We start from the raw sequence: 20,018 nt of genomic DNA, 5'->3' as shown, positions 1-20,018 counted from the left end.
AGAACCCCCGTGACCACACTCACCAAGACCGAGGACGCCCCGGCCCCGACCGGTTCCGAGGCGTTCCTCTCGGTACGCGACCTGCGGGTGCAGTTCTCCACCGAGGACGGCGCCGTCAAGGCGGTGGACGGCCTCTCCTTCGACCTCGAGCGCGGCAAGACGCTCGGCATCGTCGGCGAGTCGGGCTCCGGCAAGTCGGTCACCAACCTGACCGTGCTCGGCCTGCACAACCCGGCGACCGCGACCATCGACGGCGAGATCGTCCTCGACGGCCAGGAGCTGCTCACCGCCGGCGAGACGGAGCTGGAGAAGCTCCGCGGCAACAAGATGGCGATGATCTTCCAGGACTCGCTGACCGCGCTCTCGCCGTACTACACCGTCGGCCGGCAGATCTCGGAGCCGTTCCGCAAGCACACCGGCGCCTCCAAGAAGGAGGCGCGGGACCGTGCCATCGAGATGCTCGGCAAGGTCGGCATCCCGCACCCCAAGCAGCGCGTCGACGACTACCCGCACCAGTTCTCCGGCGGTATGCGCCAGCGCGCCATGATCGCCATGTCGCTGGTCTGCAACCCCGAGCTGCTCATCGCGGACGAGCCGACCACCGCGCTCGACGTGACGGTGCAGGCGCAGATCCTCGACCTGCTCAAGGACCTGCAGCAGGAGTTCGGCTCCGCGATCATCATGATCACCCACGACCTGGGTGTGGTCGCGAACATGGCCGACGACATCCTCGTGATGTACGCGGGCCGGGCCGTCGAGCGGGGCACCACCCGCGAGGTGCTCAAGACGCCCGAACACCCCTACACCTGGGGCCTGCTGAGCTCGATGCCGCGCCTTTCGTCGGACGTCAACGAGCCGCTGCTGCCGATCCCCGGCTCGCCGCCCTCGCTGCTCAACCCGCCGACGGGCTGCCCGTTCCACCCGCGCTGCACCTTCACCGACAAGGTGTCGGGGAACCGCTGCTCGGGCGAGCGTCCGCTGCTCCCGGCCGGACGGGGCTCCGCCTGCCACCTGAGCGCGGAGCAGAAGCAGCAGGTGTTCATCGAGACGATTCAGCCCCGGCTGGGCTGAGCAGAGACCGGCGACTGGGGCAGAACCATGAGCGAGAACAAGAACAGCACCACGGCGGTCGCCGACGCGATCCCCGGCCAGCGGGAGAGCGGCGCCACGCCGCTGCTCAAGGTCGAGGGGCTGCAGAAGCACTTCCCGATCAAGGGCGGCTTCCCGATCCGGCGCACCGTCGGCGCGGTCAAGGCCGTCGACGGCGTCGACTTCGAGGTCTACCCGGGCGAGAGCCTCGGCCTCGTCGGTGAGTCCGGCTGCGGCAAGTCGACCACCGGGCGGATGCTGACCCGCCTGTACGAGCCCACCGCGGGCACCGTCACGTACAACGGGCAGGACATCAGCCACGCCTCCCGCAAGCAGCTGGCGCCCATCAGGTCCGAGATCCAGATGATCTTCCAGGACCCGTACGCGTCGCTGAACCCGCGCCAGACGGTCGGCACGATCATCTCCGGCCCGATGGAGATCAACGGGATCAACCCGCCCGGCGGGCGCGAGAAGCGGGTCCGTGAGCTCCTGGAGATCGTCGGTCTCAACCCGGAGCACTACAACCGCTTCCCGCACGAGTTCTCCGGCGGTCAGCGCCAGCGCATCGGGGTCGCCCGCGCGGTGGCCCTCGAACCGAAGCTGATCATCGCCGACGAGCCCGTCTCGGCGCTCGACGTCTCCATCCAGGCGCAGGTCGTCAACCTTCTCCAGAAGGTCCAGCGGGAGATGGGCATCGCGTTCGTCTTCATCGCGCACGACCTCGCGATCGTGCGGCACTTCTCGCAGCGCGTCGCGGTCATGTACCTCGGCAAGATCGTCGAGATCGCCGACCGGGACTCGCTCTACAACCGGCCCCGGCACCCGTACACGCACGCGCTCATGTCCGCCGTGCCCGACGCGGACATCGACGCGGAGAAGAAGGAGCGCATCCGCCTCGAAGGCGACGTGCCCTCGCCGATCGCGCCGCCGTCCGGCTGCCGGTTCCGTACGCGGTGCTGGAAGGCGCAGGACAAGTGCGCCTCGGAGGAGCCGCCGCTCGTCCAGATCTCGGGCAGCAAGCCCGGGCATCTGACGGCGTGCCACTTCCCGGAGGAGCCGAGCATCGAGGCGCGGGGCGAGGACATCGTTCTTGACCCGGCGCTGTCGGCGCTGGAGAACAACGACTGACTCCGTCGGTTCGGCGGGACTCAGGCCCGGCCCGGTGATCGCACCGGGCCGGGCCTTCGCGCGTCCGTCCTTCGTCCGCGGCCCCGTCGTGGCTGGTCGCGCAGTTCCCCGCGCCCCTGAGCGGCGCACTGCGTGCGCGCGCTCATGGGGCTGCGGCGCAGCCGCATGCTCCAGGGGCGCGGGGAACTGCGCGACCAGCCACGACGCGACCCGCGGTGGTGAACTAGTCCGCCACCCGGCAGACGCTGACGATCTCGGGGCTCGTAGGTGTCAGCGGGGAGCGGTCGAAGTCCCCGTAGCGGGCCTCGGCCACAAGTCCGGCCGCCGCCAAGAGCCCGTCCAGCTCAGCGGCGGCGACAAAGCGGAGGGTGCTGCGGCTGACCTCCGGCCCGCTCCAGCCGTCCGCCAGGAACGTCGTTTCGAAGGTCACGGTCCGCCCGTCGAAGCCCCGCAGGACCTCGTGCGCCACCCGCACCCCGTCCACCACGACCGCCGCCGACGGAGTCCACCCTTCCCACGCCCGCGCCGCAGGATTCCGCGTCTCGAACGCGAACCTCCCCCCGGGCGCGAGCACCCCCCGCACCGCCTCCAGGCACGTACGGATCTCGGCGTCGTCGAGGAGCACCTGGAACGCGTGCCCGGCCATGAGCACCAGGTCGAACGGGCCGTCGGGCCGCGCCGCGGAGTCCAGCGTGCCCCGCACCCACTCCACGCCCGCCCCCGCCCGCCCCCGGGCAACCGCCAGCATCCCCGGGGCTGGATCGAGCCCGCACAGCCGCCCCGTATGCCCTTCCTCCCGCGCCCGCGCGAGCAGCGCCCCCGTACCGCACCCCACGTCGAGCACGGCGCCGGCGCCCCGCACGAGGTCGAGGTAGAAGTCGTCGCCGGGGCCCCACGGGTTCAGCCCGTCGTAGAGCGCGGCGAGGCGGGTGTCGGTGAAGGCGTGGTCCGGCATCCGCCGATCATCGCCCGGGGCGGGCCCGCCCGGCCACCCCCGCCCGGCCACCCCCGCCCGGCCCCCCGCTCCCGGAAGGCCGCCCTCAAAGTGCGCCGCATCCGACTCGCACCGATATTTAGGCGTACGTGACGTATGACCGGTATGAGGGAGGCACTCCATGCGTGGAGCCACGCACGCCAAGTGGGCCGCGACAGCGGTCGTCGTCGCCATGGCGGCGACCGCCTGTGGCGGGGGCGGCGACAGCGGTGGCGGCGGTGGCGGTGACGGCTCCGGAGTCGTCCGGTCCTCGTGGGGGGATCCGCAGAACCCCCTCGAACCCGCCAACACCAACGAAGTGCAAGGCGGCAAGGTCCTCGACATGATCTTCCGGGGGCTCAAGCGGTACGACCCGAAGACGGGCGCCGCCAAGGACATGCTGGCGGAGAAGATCGAGTCGGACGACCAGACGAACTTCAAGATCACCGTCAAGGACGGGTGGACGTTCTCCAACGGCGAGAAGGTCACCGCGAAGTCCTTCGTCGACGCCTGGAACTACGGGGCGAGCCTGAAGAACAACCAGAAGAACGCGTACTTCTTCGGGCAGATCGAGGGCTACGACAAGGTCCACCCGGACTCGGGCAAGCAGTCCGCCGACACGCTCTCCGGGCTCAAGGTCACCGGTGACCGCACCTTCACGGTCAAGCTCACCCAGAAGTTCTCGACCTGGCCGGACACCCTCGGCTACGCCGCCTTCGCCCCGCTGCCGAAGGTGTTCTTCGACAACCACGACAGCTACGTCAGCAAGCCCGTCGGCAACGGGCCGTACACCGTGCAGTCGTACCAGAAGGGGTCGCAGATGTCCCTTCGCAAGTGGGACAAGTACCCCGGTGCCGACAAGGCGGAGAACGGCGGCGTCGACCTCAAGGTCTACACGGACAACAACACCGCCTACACGGACCTGACGGCGGGCAACCTCGACCTCGTCGACGACGTGCCCGCCTCCCAGCTCGCCAACGCGGACAGCGACCTGAGCGGCCGGTACATCAACACCCCGGCCGGCATCATCCAGACGCTCGCCTTCCCGTTCTACGACTCGAACTGGAACAAGTCCGACAGCGACAAGGTCCGCAAGGGCCTGTCCATGGCGATCAACCGCAAGCAGATCACCGAGTCGATCTTCCAGAAGACCCGGACCCCGGCCACCGACTGGACCTCGCCGGTGCTCGGCGAGGACGGCGGCTACAAGAAGGGGCTCTGCGGCGAGTACTGCGACTACAAGCCCGACGAGGCGAAGAAGCTGGTCAAGGAGGGCGGCGGCATTCCCGGCGGCCAGGTGAAGATCGGCTACAACGCCGACACCGGCAGCCACAAGGAGTGGGTCGACGCCGTCTGCAACTCCATCAACAACGCGCTCGACAACGACAAGGCCTGCGTCGGCAGCCCCACCGGCACCTTCGCCGACTTCCGCAACAAGATCACCGACAAGAAGATGACGGGCCCGTTCCGCGCCGGCTGGCAGATGGACTACCCGCTCATCCAGAACTTCCTGCAGCCGCTGTACTACACCAACGCCTCGTCCAACGACGGCCACTGGTCCAACGAGAAGTTCGACTCCCTCGTCGACAAGGCGAACGGCGAGTCCGACCAGGCGCAGGCGGTCAAGACGTTCCAGCAGGCCCAGGAGGTCGTCCGGGACAACATGGCGGCCATCCCGCTCTGGTACCAGAACGGCAGCGCGGGCTACTCCGACAAGGTCTCCAACGTCGCGCTGAACCCGTTCAGCGTCCCGGTCTACAACGAGATCAAGGTCAACTGACAGACACCGGACGCCAGGGACGGAGCCCTCGATGGGACGGTATGTGATCCGGCGGCTGCTCCAGATGATCCCGGTCTTCATCGGGGCCACGCTGCTGATCTTCCTCATGGTCAACGTGATGGGCGACCCCATCGCGGGGCTCTGCGGGGACAAGGCCTGTGATCCCGCGACCAAGGCCCAGCTCTCCAAGGAGTTCGGCCTCGACAAGCCGGTGTGGCAGCAATACCTGACCTACATGGGGAACGTCTTCACCGGCGACTTCGGTACGGCGTTCAACGGCCAGAAGGTCACCGAGCTGATGTCGACCGCGTTCCCGGTCACCATCCGGCTGACGATCGTGGCGATCCTCTTCGAGATCGTCGTCGGCATCACGCTCGGCGTCCTCACCGGTCTGCGCCGGGGCCGTCCCATCGACACCACCGTGCTGCTGCTGACCCTCGTCGTCATCTCCGTGCCGACGTTCGTCACCGGTCTGCTGCTGCAACTGCTCCTCGGCGTGAAGTGGGGATGGATCAATCCCGCTGTCTCCACCGACGCGCCGTTCGGCGAGCTCATCGTGCCGGGGCTCGTGCTCGCCTCGGTCTCCCTCGCCTACGTCACCCGGCTCACACGGACGTCCATCGCCGAGAACAAGCGCGCCGACTACGTCCGCACCGCCATCGCCAAGGGGCTGCCCCGGCGCCGCGTCATCACCCGGCACCTGCTGCGCAACTCGCTCATCCCCGTCGTCACCTTCATCGGCGCCGACGTCGGCGCGCTGATGGGCGGCGCCATCGTCACCGAGCGCATCTTCAACATCCACGGCGTCGGATTCCAGCTCTACCAGGGCATCCTGCGCCAGAACACCCAGACCGTGGTCGGTTTCGTGACGATCCTCGTGCTGGTCTTCCTCGCGGTGAACCTGATCGTCGACCTCCTGTACGCCGTACTCGACCCGAGGATCCGCTATGCCTGAACCGCAAGCGCCAGAGCCCCCGTCCGGACGGCCCGGAGCGACCGGCGGCGGCCGCGCGCCCGAGGACGGCGCCATCGCCGCGACCGGCATGGGCGGCGCCATGGACCTCGCCACCAGCGAGGGCGCGCTCATCGAGGGCCCGGCCGTCGGCCCCGGCGGCCCGGCCGGAAAGCCCCGCAGCCTGTGGTCCGACGCCTGGCGGGACCTGCGGCGCAACCCCGTCTTCATCATCTCCGCCCTGGTGATCCTGTTCCTGATCGTCATCTCGATCTGGCCGCAGCTGATCGCCTCCGGCAACCCGCTCTCCTGCGACCTGTCCAAACGCCAGCAGGGTTCCGAGCCGGGCCACCCCTTCGGCTTCGACGGCCAGGGCTGCGACGTCTACACGCGCACCGTGCACGGGGCCCGCAACTCGATCACCGTCGGCGTCTGCGCCACGGTCGGCGTCTCCCTCCTCGGCTCGGTCCTCGGCGGCCTCGCCGGGTTCTTCGGCGGCGCCTGGGACGCGATCCTCTCCCGCGTCACCGACATCTTCTTCGCGATCCCCGTCATCCTCGGCGGCCTGGTCCTGCTGTCGGTCGTCACCAGCAACACCGTCTGGCCCGTCATCGGCTTCATGGTGCTGCTCGGCTGGCCGCAGATCTCCCGCATCGCCCGCGGCTCGGTCATCACCGCCAAGCAGAACGACTACGTGCAGGCGGCCCGCGCGCTCGGCGCCTCCAACAACCGGATGCTGCTGCGCCACATCGCGCCCAACGCCGTCGCGCCCGTCATCGTCGTCGCGACCATCGCCCTCGGTACGTACATCGCCCTGGAGGCGACCCTCTCGTACCTCGGCGTCGGTCTGAAGCCGCCGGCCGTCAGCTGGGGCATCGACATCTCGGCGGCCTCCGGGTACATCCGCAACGCCCCGCACATGCTGCTGTGGCCCGCCGGTGCGCTCGCGATCACGGTCCTGGCGTTCATCATGCTCGGCGACGCGGTGCGCGACGCCCTCGACCCGAAGCTGAGGTAGCGCCCATGCCGTTGCTCGAAGTACGCGATCTGCACGTCGAGTTCCGCACCCGGGACGGCGTCGCCAAGGCCGTGAACGGCGTCAACTACACGGTCGACGCGGGCGAGACCCTGGCCGTGCTCGGTGAGTCCGGCTCCGGCAAGTCGGTCACCGCACAGGCGATCATGGGCATCCTCGACGTGCCGCCCGGGAGGATCACCGGCGGCGAGGTCGTCTTCAAGGACCGGAACCTGCTGAAGCTCAAGGAGGAGGAGCGCAGGAAGGTCCGCGGCGCCGAGATGGCGATGATCTTCCAGGACGCGCTCAGCTCGCTCAACCCGGTGCTCTCCGTCGGCGCCCAGATCGGCGAACTGTTCAGCGTCCACCGGGGCCTGTCCAGGAAGGACGCCAAGTCCAAGGCCATCGAGCTGATGGACCGGGTGCGCATCCCGGCGGCGAAGGAGCGGGTCAACCAGTACCCGCACCAGTTCTCCGGCGGTATGCGCCAGCGCATCATGATCGCGATGGCGCTGGCCCTCGAACCCGACCTGATCATCGCGGACGAGCCCACCACCGCCCTCGACGTGACCGTGCAGGCCCAGGTCATGGACCTGCTCGCCGAGTTGCAGCGCGAACTCAACATGGGGCTCATCCTCATCACCCACGACCTCGGCGTCGTCGCCGACGTCGCCGACAAGATCGCCGTGATGTACGCGGGCCGCATCGTCGAGCACGCCCCGGTCCACGAGATCTACAAGGCGCCGGCGCACCCGTACACCAAGGGGCTCCTCGAATCGATCCCGCGCCTCGACCAGAAGGGCCAGGAGCTCTTCGCCATCAAGGGCCTGCCGCCGAACCTCATGAACATCCCGCCCGGCTGCGCCTTCCATCCGCGCTGCCCGATGGCCCAGGACGTGTGCCGCACCGACGTACCCCCGCTCTACCGCGTCTCCGATGACCGTCGCAGCGCCTGCCACTTCTGGAAGGAGACGATCGATGCGTCACGCTGAGGGCGGCTCGCACGTCAGCAAGGGCGATCTCCGCCGGGAGGGCGAACTCGCCGAACACCTCCTGCACAAGGCGCAGGCCGAGACGGACTACGCGGCGAACGGCTCGGCGTCGGGGCGCGAACCCCTCCTCGAAGTACGCGGCCTCACCAAGCACTACCCCCTCACCCAGGGCGTCCTCTTCAAGAAGCAGGTCGGCGCGGTCAAGGCCGTCGACGGCGTCGACTTCGACCTCGGCCAGGGCGAGACCCTCGGCATCGTCGGCGAGTCCGGCTGCGGCAAGTCCACCGTCGCCAAGATGCTGGTCAACCTGGAACGCCCCACCGCCGGTGTCATCAAGTACAAGGGCGAGGACATCACCCGCCTGTCCGGCCGCGCCCTGAAGGCGGTGCGCCGCAACATCCAGATGGTGTTCCAGGACCCGTACACCTCGCTCAACCCGCGCATGACGGTCGGCGACATCATCGGGGAGCCGTACGAGATCCACCCCGAAGTCGCGCCCAAGGGGGACCGCAGGAAGCGGGTGCAGGACCTCCTCGACGTGGTCGGGCTCAACCCCGAGTACATCAACCGCTATCCGCACCAGTTCTCCGGCGGCCAGCGCCAGCGCATCGGCATCGCCCGCGGCCTCGCCCTGCGCCCCGAGATCATCGTCGCCGACGAGCCGGTCTCCGCCCTCGACGTGTCGGTGCAGGCCCAGGTCATCAACCTCCTGGACCGGCTCCAGAACGAGTTCGACCTCTCGTACGTGTTCATCGCCCACGACCTGTCGATCGTGCGCCACATCTCCGACCGGGTCGGCGTGATGTACCTCGGCCGCATCGTCGAGATCGGCTCCGACGCCGAGATCTACGACCATCCGACGCACCCCTACACGCAGGCGCTCCTGTCGGCGGTGCCCGTCCCGGACCCGGAGGCGCGCGAGCACCGCGAACGCATCATCCTCAGCGGCGACGTGCCCTCACCGGCCAACCCGCCCTCCGGCTGCCGGTTCCGCACCCGCTGCTGGAAGGCCCAGCAGCGGTGCGCGGACGAGGTGCCGCTCCTCGCCGTACCGGCCGTCTTCCGCATCGGCGACCCGGGCCCGGCCCAGCACCCCTCGGCGTGTCACTTCGCCGAGGAGAAGCAGGTCGTGCCGCCGGAGCAGTAGGGGCTATCGCAACCCGAGCGACCGCTTCAGGAAGTCGACCTGGAGCAGCAGCAGGTTCTCCGCGACCTGTTCCTGCGGCGTCATGTGCGTCACGCCCGACAGGGGCAGCACCTCGTGCGGCCGGCCGTCCGCGAGCAGGGCCGAGCTGAGCCGCAGGGCGTGCGCCACCACCACGTTGTCGTCGGCGAGCCCGTGCACGATGAGCAGCGGCCGGTGCTGCGGCGCGGCGTTCGAGAGCCCGTCGTCGGTGACCAGGGAGTTCGCGGCGTATGTGTCCGGCGAGGTGGCCGGGTCGCCGAGGTACCGCTCCGTGTAGTGCGTGTCGTACAGCCGCCAGTCCGTGACCGGCGCGCCCGCGACGCCCGCGTGGAAGACGTCGGGCCGCCGCAGCACGGCGAGCGCGGAGAGGTAGCCGCCGTAGCTCCAGCCGCGCATCGCCACCTTGGACAGGTCGAGCGGGAAGCGCTCCGCCAGCGCGTGCAGGGCGGTGACCTGGTCGTCGAGGGTCAGCGTGAAGTCGCCGCGGATCGACTTCTCGCGGCCGGGCGAGGTGCCGGGCGTGCCGCGCCCGTCCGCGACGATCACCGCGAAGCCCTGGTCGGCGAACCACTGCGAGGTCAGATACGGGTTGTGCGCCGCGTGGACGCGCTGCCCGTGCGGGCCGCCGTACGGGTCGAGCAGCACCGGGAGCGGACCGTCCCCCTCCGCGTACGAGGACGGGAGCAGAACGGCGCACGGGATGCCCTCCGCCTCCGTCAGCGTGACGCGCGGGGAGAGCAGGGGGCGTTCGGCGTGCGAGGCGATGTCGGCGACGTGCTTGCCGTCGCGCTCCACACGCACCCGCGCGCCCGGCGTGTCGAGCGTCGACGAGACGAAGACGGTGACGCCGCCCGAGCGGACCGCCGTGTGCACGCCCGCTCCCTCCGAGATCCGCTGCACACCCAGCTCGTTGACCCGGTAGACGTGCACCTCACCGGTCTCGGGGGTGGCGGCGCGGGCGCCCGCGGACGCCGAGACCAGCACATCGCTGTCGCCGACGTCCAGCACGGCCCGCACATGCAGCTGCCCGCCCGTGAGCAGCCGTTCCCCGACCGCGAGGACCCGCGCCCCGCCCTCGTCGGCGATCCGCACCAGCTGCCCGCTCGGCGACCAGCACGGCACGCCAGGGAACAGCTCCAGCCACTGCGCGTCCTCGTCGGCGTGCACCATCCGCGTCGACCCGTCGTCCGGGTCCACCGCCAGGTACAACGCGCTGAGCTGGTCACGGGCCTGCACCAGGATCAGCGGCGCGCCGTCCGCCGACCAGTGCACGCGGGCCAGGTACGGGTAGGCCGACCGGTTCCAGTTGATCTCCGTACGGGAGCCGTCGAGGCCGTACGCGAAGAGCCGCACCTCGGCGTTGGGCGTGCCCGCCGCCGGATAGGCGTTGCGCGCCGGTTCGCGGTCCGGGTGCGCCGGGTCGGCGATCCACCAGCGCCGCACGTCCGCGTCGTCGGCGCGGGCCACCAGCAGCCGGTCGGAGCCGGGCGACCACCAGAAACCCCGGTACCGGCTCATCTCCTCGGCCGCGATGAACTCGGCGAGCCCGTACGTCACCGTGTCCGACTCGGGGCTGGCGAGGGCCCGGTCGTTCGCGCCCTCCGCGTCGACGACCCGCAGCGCGCCCCGCGTCACGTACGCCACGTGCCGTCCGTCGGGGGAGGGGCGCGGGTCCAACACCGGCCCGGGAACGCGCAGTTCACGGGCGGTACCGGCGCGCAGCTCGGCCGCGAAGAGGCGGCCCGACAGGGCGAACGCGGCCAGTTCGGCGGCGGCGTCCGTCGCATAGGCCACGATGCCCGCGCCGCCCTCCCGGCTGCGCTCGCGCCGCGCCCGCTCCTCGGCGGACAGCCGCTCCACGGACCCGCCGAGGAGGCTCACCGGGTCGGCCGCGACCCGCTCCTGACCGCTCGGCACATCCAGCACCCACAGGGCGTTCGCCCGGTCGCTGCCGCCGGAGGAGCGCAGGAAGGCGACCCGCTCCCCGTCCGGCGCCACCGTGAAGGCGCGGGGCGCACCGGAGGTGAAGCGTTGCGTCCGCGCGTGCTGACGAGGAAAGGAGTACGTCCCGCTCCCGCTGCCCTGCGGCGTGTCGGGTCCGCTGCCCGTGGCGTTCTCGGTGGTCATCCCCGAAGCCTAGGACGTAAGCAGGGGCGACGCGCCCCCCTCGCGCTCCCGCCCGCCCCCGGTGCTCCCTCGCCGTGACTCATGCGCGACAGCGGATAGTTATGATCAGTAGCGCTGTGTGGGCATCCCGGAAGGGGGACGTCCGTCGGCGACCGGATCACTTTGGAGGAGGGACCGCTGTGGCACTCTCGATCTCGGCCGTGGTGCTGTTCGCGATCATCGTCTTCATCCTGATCAAGAAGTCAGGGCTGAAGGCGGGACACGCCGTCGTCTGCGTGCTGCTCGGCTTCTATCTGGCGAGCTCCTCCATCGCCCCCACGATCAAGGAACTGACGACGAACGTGGCGGGGATGATCGGAGGCATCAAGTTCTAGGCGGTCCAGACCCCGGGGTGCCGCGTTCTAGGGTGGAGGCATGACGGAACTGCCCGGTCGGCGTCTGCTCCTCGTGCACGCGCACCCCGACGACGAGTCGATCAACAACGGCGCCACGATGGCCGCGTACGCCGCCGACGGCGCCCACGTCACGCTCGTGACCTGCACCCTCGGCGAAGAGGGCGAGGTCATCCCCGATGAACTCGCCCACCTCGCCCCGGACCGCGAGAACCGCCTCGGCCCCCACCGCATCGGCGAACTCGCCGCCGCCATGAAGGAGCTGGGCGTCACCGACCACCGCTTCCTCGGCGGCCCGGGGCGCTACCACGACTCCGGGATGATGGGCGTCGAGCAGAACGAGCGCCCGGGCGCCTTCTGGTCCGCCGACCCGGACGAGGCCGCGGCGCACCTCGTCGAGGTCATCCGCGAGATCCGGCCCCAGGTCCTCGTCACGTACGACCCGGACGGCGGCTACGGCCACCCCGACCACATCCAGGCGCACCGGGTGGCCATGCGGGCCGCCGACCTCGCGGCCGAGCCGGCCTTCCGCCGCGACCTCGGAGATCCGCACACGATCTCCAAGATCTACTGGAATCGTGCGCCACGCACGGTGGTCGAGGAGGGATTTCGCGCACTCGCCGAGGCCCTCGACCGCACCCCCTTCACCGTCACCGCCGCCGTCCCGGACGTCCCCGGCGTCGTCGACGACGAGCGGATCACCGCCGAGATCGACGGCCGCGCGCACGCGGAGCGCAAGGCCGCCGCGATGGCCGCGCACGCGACCCAGGTCACCGTCGCGGACCCGGTCGGCGACCTCCGCGCCTTCGTCCTCTCGAACAAGCTCGCGCAGCCGCTCTTCGTCACGGAGTACTACGAGTTGGTACGCGGCGAGGCCGGATCGGCGTACGAGAAGGACCTGTTCGAGGGTGTGGACGCAATGCAGGGCAGCGAAGGAGCGAGCGCGTGATGAGCAGCGGCGACAACGGCAAGACCGGGAGCTCGGCGGCGGCACGGGCCGACCTCCCCTTCGGCATGGCGCTCACCCCGGGCCGTGCCGTCGCCCTGCTCGGCCTGTTCGTGCTCGGCGTCCTCGTCGGCGCCGCGGGCGCGCTGCTCCAAGGGGGCTGGTTCCCGGCCGGGTTGCTGCTCGCGCTGCTCGGCGCGGCCGGGCTGTTCCACGGCGGAGCACGGCTCACCGGCGGCAGGTCCGGCGCCCTCGCCCCCGCCGCGGGCTGGGTCCTCGCGGTCATCCTGCTCACCGCGAGCCGCCCCGAGGGCGACTTCCTCTTCGGCGCGGGAATCGGCTCCTACCTCTTCCTCCTCGGAGGAATGGCCGTGGCTGTGATGTGCGCCACGCTCTGGCTTCCCCGGCAACCGGCCGCCTCCGCCGCCCGACTTGGGAAGTGACGTACCACTTCGGCCCGTGCCCTATGCAGGATTCACCGTCCGTCCCTCCGTGGCGTCCGGCCGCGGCCAGTATGGTGGTGCGCGCCGCCGAGCAGCCCGCGTGAGGTCGAGACGGGCGGCGGAGCCAACCGGGAGAACCTGCTTTGAGTCGTGAAACTGACAGTTCGTCCTCCGGGCCCCAGGGGCGCGGCGCTGCCGCGTACCCGTCGGGGACGCCTCCGTACGGCACGTCCGCGCAGGGCGCGGCGTCCGGCGACGCCGACCCGCTGGGCCAGGGCCCCGCGGGCGACCAGGGCACCCCGGACAGCCCCAAGACGGAGACCACGCTGACGACGCGGATCCGGATCAACATCCCCGGCTCGCGTCCCATCCCGCCGGTCGTCATGCGTACGCCGATGAGCGATGTCGACGGCGGGCCGCAGGACGGCGCCGAGGCGCGGTCCGCCGAGCCGGACGCCGGCGCGGGCCGCCCGTCCGCCCTCACCGGGTACGCGGACGGCACCACCGGCGCGGCCGACGGTGCCGGGCCCGCCACGGGCGACGCCGCCGAGCCGAAGGCGCCCAGCGAGGAGAAGACCAGCGACTGGTTCGCGCCGCGCAAGAACCCCGCGGCCCGCGCCGCGACCCCGCCGCCCCCGTCGGACACGTCCGGCGGCTTCGACGTGAACGGAGCGGTGGCGTCCGGCCCGCTGGGCGGCGGCCAGGGCCAGACCCCCGGCGACCGGGGCGACCTGCCCTACTTCTCCGGGAACGGCGCGGACGGCGCGGGCGGCTCGGGCGGGCCCGCGGGCGCGGGTGCCGCGGGAGGACCGGGCGGCTTCGGCGGCGACGGCGGCCCAGGCACGTCCGGCGGCCTCGGGATGGGCAGCGGCGCCGACGCGTTCGGCGGTGCCGGTGTCTCCAGCGGCGCGGATGCTTTCGGCGGTCCTGGCGGTCCTGGCGGTCCTGGCGGTTCTGGGGGCCCCGGCGGTCTCGGCAACTCCGGTGGCGCGGACGCGTTCGGCGGTGCCGGTGTCTCCAGCGGCGCGGACGCCTTCGGTGGCCCGCGCGCCGGTGACGGCCTGGGCGCCTCCGGTGGCGCGGGTACGTCCGGTGGCCCCGGCGCGTCCGGTGGCCTGGGCAACGCGGCGGGCCTGGGTGCCACCGGTGGCCCCGACGCAGGCGCCCGGCGGAACAACGCGCCCGGCGGCCCGCGCAGCGGCCCCGCCGGTCCCACCGCCGGACCCGCGACCGGGGACGGGCCGATAATCCCGACCCCCGCACCGAACCCGCGGATCCGTCCGGACACGCCGCGCATGAGCGACGACACCGCGATCCTCACCCCGCAGAAGCCGGCGCCCGAGCCGCCGGCCGGCGGGCACGTCTCCGGTGACACCCTGACCAGCGGGATGCCGGTCGTCCCGCCGGTCGACGGTGACCGGGGGCAGGGCCGGACCCCGACGGCGCACACCGCGCCGAAACTGCCCGACCCGGTGCCGAGCACCCCGGCCCCCGCGAAAAAGAAGAAGAAGGGCCGCAACAAGCTGGTCCTGCTCGGCGCGGGCGTCGTCGTCGTGGCCGGGGTCGCGTACGGCGCGGGCCTGCTGATGAACCACTCCGACGTGCCCAAGGGCACCACGGTCCTCGGCGTCGACATCGGCGGCGGGACCCGCGACGAGGCCGCGGCCAAGCTCGACGAGGTGCTCGGCAAGCGCACCGGTCAGGCGCTCAAGCTCCAGGTCGACGGCAAGACCGTGGAGCTGAAGCCGGACCAGGCGGGCCTCTCCCTGGACAGCGCCGCCACCGTCTCGGCCGCCGCGGGCAGCGACTACAACCCGGTCTCCGTGATCGGCTCGCTCTTCGGCCAGCAGCGGGTCGTCGACCCGGTCATGCCCGTCGACGAGGAGAAGCTGCACGCCGCGCTCGAGCAGGCGGCGGGCGGGGCCGCGGGCTCCGGCGACGGCACGATCAAGTTCGTCCCGGGCAAGGCCGTCGCCGTGTACGGCAAGGCCGGCAAGGGCATCGACGTGGCCAAGTCGACCACCGCGGTCGAGCAGGCGTACCAGCGGCAGGTCGAGACGGGCGCGTCCACGCCCGTCCAGGTCCCCACGACGACCCGGCAGCCCACGGTGTCGAACGCCGAGGTCGACCGGAAGATGAAGCAGTTCGCCGAGCCCGCGATGTCCGGCCTGATCACGATCAAGGCGGGCAACGCCCTGATCCAGTTCGGCCCGGACAAGTCGCTGCCGAAGGTCCTCGGCATGAAGGCGGTCAACGGCAAGCTCGTGGAGACGTACGACCAGGAGGCCCTCAAGAGCCTCTACGGCAACGTCTTCGACGGCGTCCTCATCACCCGAGGCACCGGCCAGAAGACCCCGGTCCAGCCGACGGACGTCGCCTCCGCCATGGGCAAGGCCCTCCTGGGCAAAACCCCGGCGGAACGCACAGCGACCATCGAGACGAACCCGAGCTGACGCCAATGCAGCGGGCCCGCACAAGACAACCGTGCGGGCCCGCTGCATTCCCCCCAGGGGCGCGGGGAACGGCACACGAGAACCGGCCACAAGGCACACGCCTAGTTGAGCATCGCCCGAGCCGCCCTGGCCTGCCCCAGCACCCGCTCCGCGACCCCCGCGTCCACCGCCCCCACCACGTCCGCGTACGCCTCCAGTTCCACGGCCCCGGTCACGAAATCCCCGCGCTGCACGAGCAATTGCGCCCGCTCGTACCGCAGCCGCGCGGGATGCGAGGGCAGCAGCAGCGACAGCTCGATCGCCCAGAGCGCCACCTCGGACCGTTCGGGCCGCGTCGCCGCCCACGCCCGGATGTTGTTGAGGATCCGCAGCACGACTTCGAGCGGAGCGACGGGCCGCAGCATCGACGGGTCCAGCGGAGCCCCCGTCGCCCCGGCGACGAGCAGCTCCGCGTCGGACCCGGTCAACACCCTCCCCGCACCGAACGGATCGGCGAGGATCCGCTCCTCCGGGTCGCCGAACCCGACGACGAAGTGCCCGGGCAGCGCGACCCCGTAGACCGGCGCCCCGGCTCGCCGCGCCACCTCCATCCAGACCACCGACAGCAGGATCGGCAGCCCGCGCCGGCGCCGCAGGACCTCGTGCAGCAGCGACGACTCCAAGCGCTGGTAGTCGGCGGCGGAGCCGTGGAAGCCGAGCCGCTCGCCGAGCAGGTCGGCGAGGGCGGTGGCCCAGGAGCGCGGCCCGCCCGGCCGGAACGGCAACCGCCCGGCGAGTGCGTCGAGTTCGATCTGGACGGCGTCCATGCCGGCCTCGTCGAGCGCGCCGTCCCCCTCCGCGGCGAGCAGCAGGCACAGCTGTGCGAGGTCGGGCCGCTCGGCTCTGGCCTCCTCGGCGAACCGGCGTCGTAGCTCGGCGGAGCGGGGGGACAGTTGCGGGGACATACGAGCCTCGTGCCCTCTCAGACCGATCGATTAGCGCGGCACCCGCCGACGGCGGGCGACGGCCGGTACCTGCTCACCGGGCGCCGCGTTCCGGAGCACGGTAGTGGTGATAGGCGTGGTGCGTGGCGAAACCGAGGCGGTCGTAGAGCGCGCGCGCCCCCTCGTTGTCGGCCTCGACCTGGAGCCAGGCCGCCGACGCGCCTTCGTCGAGGGCGCGGCGCGCGAGGGCCGTCATGACGGCCGAGCCCAGGCCCCGGCGCCGCTGGGCGGGGTCGACCTCGACGGCGGCGAACCCGGCCCACCGCCCGTCGACCACGCACCGCCCGATCGCCGCGGGCACCGCACCGTCCCCGGGCACCGTCGCGAACCACACGGACGGCCCGGCGCACAGCACCCGCAACGCGACCTCGCTCGCGCCCTTGCGCTGGTAGCGCCCGAGCCACGCCTCGTCCGGCTCCCGGCTCAGCACAACGGCCGGGTTCTCCGGCCCGTCCCCGATGGGCGCGAGCGCCGCGATCCGCATCTCGGCGCTGACCTCCCGCACCCAGCCGCGGGCTTCGAGCTCGGCGCAGAGCATCTCCTGCGCCCCGGCGGCCCCGGTGGCGGTCTGCGCGTAAGCGGGCAGGCCACGGGCCGCGTACCAGTCCCGTACGCGCTCCAGGGCGGCGTCGAGCGGGAGGCCGGGGTCGCCCACCGGCAGCACGGAGTTGGCGCGCCGGGTGAACCCCTGAGCGGCCCTCAGCTCCCACTCGCCGAGCCGCTCGCTCTCGGTGGGCCGCCACGCGCGCGAGGCGACGTGCGCGAGCTCGGGGTACGTCGCCGAGGGTCCGCGGCGCCTGGCCGGTTCGGCGGGCACGACCTTGCCCGCGACGAGCGTGGCCGCGTCCACGGCGACCTGTTCTCCGGTGCGTCGTGTGATGAGCAGCACACCTCCGTCCCACGATGTGAGAACGCCGACCGTGTCGGTGAACTTACGACCCGCGGGCCCCTCCTCGCTCACCCTGCGCACCGAAACGCGTTTTCCCACGTCAGCGCGGGTCAAGCGAACCTCGAGCCGTCCGCTCGCAGTGAATTCCACAGCTCGGTCCACCCCTCCTGTTCGGATCATGGCCGGGAACGGAGATACTAGGGGCGGGCATCGACGACGCCGCGCTCCCGCGCGCCAGGCGGCGGAGCCTGTGGAGGCCCGCCAGCGCCCTATCGAGGAGGAACGACAGCGTGACCTACGTCATCGCGCAGCCTTGTGTCGACGTCAAGGACAAGGCGTGCATCGAGGAGTGCCCGGTCGACTGCATCTACGAGGGCTCCCGGTCCTTGTACATCCACCCGGACGAATGCGTCGACTGTGGTGCCTGTGAGCCGGTCTGCCCGGTCGAGGCGATCTTCTACGAGGACGACACTCCTGAGGAGTGGAAGGACTACTACAAGGCGAACGTCGAGTTCTTCGACGAGCTCGGCTCGCCCGGTGGTGCCTCGAAGATGGGTCTCATCGAGAAGGACCACCCGTTCATCGCCGCTCTGCCGCCGCAGAACCAGTAGCAGAACCAGTACCCGCGTCCAGCGGTACGCACAGGCGTTGCCCCGGTCCCGTACGGCTCGACTGCCGTACGGGACCGAGGCGTTTGTCCGACCCGCCCGCCCAGGGCTGCCCCACGCGAGAGAAGTGAGCTGACCAGGTGTCCGCAGTCCCCGCCCCCGTCGACCGCCTCCCCACCTTCCCCTGGGACAAGCTGGAGCCGTACAAGAAGACGGCCGCGGCGCACCCGGACGGCCTCGTCGACCTGTCGGTCGGCACGCCCGTCGACCCGGTGCCCGAGCTGATCCAGAAGGCGCTGACCGACGCGGCGGACTCGCCGGGCTACCCGACGGTGTGGGGCACCCCCGAGCTGCGGGACGCGCTCGTCTCCTGGTGCGAACGGCGCCTGGGCGCCCGCGGTCTCGGCCACACGAACGTGCTGCCGGTCGTCGGCTCCAAGGAGCTGGTGGCCTGGCTGCCGACGCAGCTGGGGATCGGTCCGGGCGACAAGGTCGCCTACCCGCGCCTCGCCTACCCGACGTACGAGGTGGGCGCCCGTCTGGCCCGCGCGGAGCACGTCGCCTACGACGACCCGACCGAGCTGGACCCGGCGGGCCTCAAGCTGCTCTGGCTCAACTCCCCGTCGAACCCGACGGGCCGCGTCCTGTCCAAGGAAGAGCTGACCCGCATCGTCGCCTGGGCGCGCGAGCACTCGGTCCTGGTCTTCTCGGACGAGTGCTACATCGAGCTGGGCTGGGAGGCCGACCCGGTCTCCGTCCTGGACCCGGAGGTCAACGGGGGCTCGCTCGACGGCCTGGTCACGGTCCACTCGCTCTCCAAGCGCTCGAACCTGGCCGGATACCGGGCCGCGTTCCTCGCCGGTGACGCCGCCGTCCTCGGCGACCTGCTCCAGATCCGCAAGCACGGCGGCATGATGACCTCGGCCCCGACCCAGGCGGCCGTCGTCGCGGCGCTCGGCGACGAGGCCCACGTCCACGAGCAGCGCGCCCGCTACGCGGCCCGCCGCGACCTGCTGCGCGAGGCGCTGCTCGCGCACGGCTTCCGCATCGAGCACAGCGAGGCCAGCCTCTACCTGTGGGCGACCCGCGACGAGTCCTGCTGGGACACGGTCGCGCACCTCGCGGACCTCGGCATCCTGGTCGCGCCCGGCGACTTCTACGGTGAGGCGGGGGAGCGGTTCGTGCGCGTCGCCCTGACCGCGTCGGACGAGCGGATCCGGGCGGCGGTCGCGCGCCTGGCGGCCTGACACCCGGACTCCGTCCCGGACAACGCGAACGGGGGTGCGGGGAGCGATTCGCTCCCCGCACCCCCGTCGTCACCGAGGACTCGCGGTGATCAGCCCAGCGGCAGCTGGCCGACCGGCAGCTGGTCGGTGGGCAGCCCGCCGGAGAGCGGGAGGCCGCCCTTGGTGACCGAGTCGGTGGGCAGCCCGCCGTCCGTCACGGAACCGGCCGTCTTGCCGACCGTGTCACCGGCGCTGCCGGCGAGGTCGCCCGCGGCCTTCTGCGCGACCGGCGTGGTGGTCTTGGCGGCCTTGCCGACCGACTTGCCCGCGGCGGGCACGGCCGTCTTCACGGCTTCGCCGCCGGCGTTGCCCGCGAGACCGCTGACTTGCCGGCTCGCGCCGTCGACGGTGTTGCCCAGGTTCGCGCCGTCCAGCGCGGTCACACCGCCGAGGTCGGGCGTGGCCGGGAGTTCGGCAGCGCTCGCGGAGCCGGCCGCACCGACCACGGGTGCCGCTCCCGCCGCTACGAGCAGCGCGACGCGGGCGATCCGGCGGGTCAGGGGGAGGGACATGGTGCTCCTTAGACGGGAGAGAAGATGGTGTGTCCGGCTGCCGTGCGGCGGTCGGACGCCGTGACAACAGCCCCAGGGCCCCGGAAGGTTGCGGGTCGCCCGCGCAAAGGGTTGGTAATGCGTCGCATAATCGGCTGCGGATAAAAACGGGCAAAAGTCGTGTCTCCCGCGGCACTTCCGAAGCGCTGAAGAACCCTTACGCCCCTGTACGCGCAAGGGAATCGCGAGACGGCCCCCGCATCGCCCAGAGCGTTTTGCCGCCCG

Annotated in this window: 18 protein-coding genes; 13 read left to right on the top strand and 5 right to left on the bottom strand. The window is 71.5% G+C overall.

All coding sequences use genetic code 11. From position 1 onward, the window contains the following. Positions 1–9: 9 nt before the first annotated feature. Positions 10–1,071: an ABC transporter ATP-binding protein gene (locus tag C1N81_RS19355; protein WP_394430764.1), complete on the top strand. Its 1,062-nt coding sequence runs from the start codon at positions 10–12 to the stop codon at positions 1,069–1,071. Between the two features lie 27 nt (positions 1,072–1,098). After that, on the top strand, positions 1,099–2,217 hold the full coding sequence (locus C1N81_RS19350; RefSeq protein WP_394430762.1) for an ABC transporter ATP-binding protein: 1,119 nt from the start codon (positions 1,099–1,101) through the stop codon (positions 2,215–2,217). A 223-nt stretch (positions 2,218–2,440) separates the two neighbouring features. Here C1N81_RS19350 and C1N81_RS19345 read toward each other — a convergent pair whose 3' ends face one another. Further along, positions 2,441–3,172: a class I SAM-dependent methyltransferase gene (locus C1N81_RS19345; protein WP_394430760.1), complete on the bottom strand. Its 732-nt coding sequence runs from the start codon at positions 3,170–3,172 to the stop codon at positions 2,441–2,443. A gap of 160 nt (positions 3,173–3,332) precedes the next feature. On the opposite strand from C1N81_RS19345, the gene C1N81_RS19340 reads away from it, so the two are divergent. Genes C1N81_RS19340 through C1N81_RS19320 form a run of 5 tightly spaced genes read left to right on the top strand, consistent with a single transcriptional unit; the run spans position 3,333 to position 9,076 of the window. Then, a complete protein-coding gene (locus C1N81_RS19340; RefSeq protein WP_394430758.1) occupies positions 3,333–4,970 on the top strand; it encodes a peptide ABC transporter substrate-binding protein in 1,638 nt (545 codons plus the stop codon). Positions 4,971–5,001: 31 nt separating this feature from the next. Next, positions 5,002–5,925, top strand: coding sequence for an ABC transporter permease (locus C1N81_RS19335; protein WP_394430756.1), 924 nt, complete (start codon positions 5,002–5,004; stop codon positions 5,923–5,925). After that, on the top strand, positions 5,918–6,940 hold the full coding sequence (locus C1N81_RS19330) for an ABC transporter permease (RefSeq protein WP_394430754.1): 1,023 nt from the start codon (positions 5,918–5,920) through the stop codon (positions 6,938–6,940). Before C1N81_RS19335 ends, C1N81_RS19330 begins: the two co-directional genes overlap by 8 nt. Positions 6,941–6,945: 5 nt before the next feature. Then, positions 6,946–7,929, top strand: coding sequence for an ABC transporter ATP-binding protein (locus C1N81_RS19325; protein ID WP_394430752.1), 984 nt, complete (start codon positions 6,946–6,948; stop codon positions 7,927–7,929). Beyond that, positions 7,916–9,076 (top strand): ABC transporter ATP-binding protein, encoded by a 1,161-nt coding sequence (locus tag C1N81_RS19320; protein ID WP_394430750.1) that lies wholly within the window; start codon positions 7,916–7,918, stop codon positions 9,074–9,076. Before C1N81_RS19325 ends, C1N81_RS19320 begins: the two co-directional genes overlap by 14 nt. 3 nt (positions 9,077–9,079) lie before the next feature. Here the strand turns inward: C1N81_RS19320 and C1N81_RS19315 are convergent, their stop codons facing one another. Further along, positions 9,080–11,242, bottom strand: coding sequence for a S9 family peptidase (locus tag C1N81_RS19315; RefSeq protein WP_394430748.1), 2,163 nt, complete (start codon positions 11,240–11,242; stop codon positions 9,080–9,082). Positions 11,243–11,421: 179 nt separating this feature from the next. Between C1N81_RS19315 and C1N81_RS19310 the strand changes: the two genes are divergently transcribed. From C1N81_RS19310 to C1N81_RS19295, 4 genes are all read left to right on the top strand, one after another. After that, on the top strand, positions 11,422–11,616 hold the full coding sequence (locus C1N81_RS19310; protein WP_361064602.1) for a hypothetical protein: 195 nt from the start codon (positions 11,422–11,424) through the stop codon (positions 11,614–11,616). A gap of 40 nt (positions 11,617–11,656) precedes the next feature. Continuing rightward, positions 11,657–12,583, top strand: a complete 927-nt coding sequence (gene mshB / locus C1N81_RS19305; RefSeq protein WP_394430745.1) for an N-acetyl-1-D-myo-inositol-2-amino-2-deoxy-alpha-D-glucopyranoside deacetylase — start codon at positions 11,657–11,659, stop codon at positions 12,581–12,583. Between the two features lie 65 nt (positions 12,584–12,648). After that, positions 12,649–13,023, top strand: coding sequence for a DUF6113 family protein (locus C1N81_RS19300; RefSeq protein WP_394438063.1), 375 nt, complete (start codon positions 12,649–12,651; stop codon positions 13,021–13,023). Between the two features lie 143 nt (positions 13,024–13,166). Continuing rightward, a complete protein-coding gene (locus C1N81_RS19295) occupies positions 13,167–15,476 on the top strand; it encodes a hypothetical protein (RefSeq protein ID WP_394430743.1) in 2,310 nt (769 codons plus the stop codon). Between the two features lie 101 nt (positions 15,477–15,577). On the opposite strand, the gene C1N81_RS19290 is transcribed toward C1N81_RS19295, so the two are convergent. Then, positions 15,578–16,420: a transglutaminase-like domain-containing protein gene (locus tag C1N81_RS19290; RefSeq protein WP_394430741.1), complete on the bottom strand. Its 843-nt coding sequence runs from the start codon at positions 16,418–16,420 to the stop codon at positions 15,578–15,580. A gap of 73 nt (positions 16,421–16,493) precedes the next feature. Continuing rightward, positions 16,494–17,498: a GNAT family N-acetyltransferase gene (locus tag C1N81_RS19285; protein WP_394430739.1), complete on the bottom strand. Its 1,005-nt coding sequence runs from the start codon at positions 17,496–17,498 to the stop codon at positions 16,494–16,496. Between the two features lie 140 nt (positions 17,499–17,638). Here C1N81_RS19285 and fdxA point away from each other — a divergent pair, with 140 nt between their 5' ends. Then, on the top strand, positions 17,639–17,959 hold the full coding sequence (gene fdxA, locus C1N81_RS19280; RefSeq protein WP_111666449.1) for a ferredoxin: 321 nt from the start codon (positions 17,639–17,641) through the stop codon (positions 17,957–17,959). A gap of 137 nt (positions 17,960–18,096) precedes the next feature. Beyond that, positions 18,097–19,203: a bifunctional succinyldiaminopimelate transaminase/glutamate-prephenate aminotransferase gene (locus C1N81_RS19275; RefSeq protein ID WP_394430737.1), complete on the top strand. Its 1,107-nt coding sequence runs from the start codon at positions 18,097–18,099 to the stop codon at positions 19,201–19,203. Between the two features lie 89 nt (positions 19,204–19,292). Here the strand turns inward: C1N81_RS19275 and C1N81_RS19270 are convergent, their stop codons facing one another. Then, the gene (locus C1N81_RS19270) at positions 19,293–19,754 is read right to left on the bottom strand and encodes an ATP-binding protein (protein ID WP_394430735.1); all 462 of its coding nucleotides are present in this window, start codon (positions 19,752–19,754) and stop codon (positions 19,293–19,295) included. Between the last annotated feature and the right edge of the window lie 264 nt (positions 19,755–20,018).

This window comes from Streptomyces sp. SGAir0957 (assembly GCF_043523415.1).
The sequence above is the reverse complement of the archived record's forward strand: the minus strand, read 5'-3'. Positions and strand labels throughout refer to the sequence as shown.